This window comes from Vibrio sp. 970, from assembly GCF_033339075.1.
Genome location: NZ_JAWOTW010000325.1, coordinates 1 through 696, shown reverse-complemented (window position 1 = coordinate 696; position 696 = coordinate 1). Strand labels below are relative to the sequence as shown.

Here is a 696-nt window from a genome sequence, read left to right as displayed (position 1 = left end):
GTTGAGCCAGTTGACGAGCGACCAGTGTCGCTTCTTCAGATAATGCCATTTTCGCAATAAGAAACTGTTTCACTTCCGGCGATAATGGATTGGATTTGGTGAGTAAGCGAATCGCGTGAGGTTTGAGGCTTGGGTTGATAGTGGCATTCATCAACTGCTGCAAAGAGAAAGCATCTCCTGTATCAGCTAAGCGCTTGAGTTCCTGTTGGCTATTGTAATCGGCGCGCATTCGCCATAGTAAATCGTACATGGCTTTGTCTTGGCTGACTTGCGCCATACGAACGACCACTGCTGTGGACGGTAGCCAACTGGTGACATTCGCTTGAGTTAACTGCGTCGTTAAGGCTTTTAACGCACTTGGCGATAAGCTATCTAGCTCACGAATGAGCAAGGATTCTCTTGTCTGAATTTGTTGAGACGTCCCCGTTAACCACTGCTGTAGGTTTAGCTCTTTTCGTTCAGCTTGCAGCACAAAATCTAACGTGCTTTGGTCTTGTTTCCAACGCTTAATTAAACGACTCGCAATCGCTGGGTAATTGAATGCGGGTACACTGAATTCATAGCCATCGCCTCGCTCCAGCATTTGATACGTTGGTGTCAAACGAACTTGCGATTCCACGAACAGTGCCATGCGCGGGGTAAGTATGATGTTTTGCTGTTCTAATTTTTCCAACAGGCGAAAACGCACCACCTCTT

The 696-nt window shown here is 47.0% G+C and carries 1 protein-coding gene; it reads right to left on the bottom strand.

Features of this window, described 5'->3' with window-relative positions; genetic code table 11:
• A partial coding sequence (locus tag R7Q11_RS26450; RefSeq protein WP_225467032.1) for a hypothetical protein occupies positions 1-696 on the bottom strand: 696 nt, incomplete at both ends.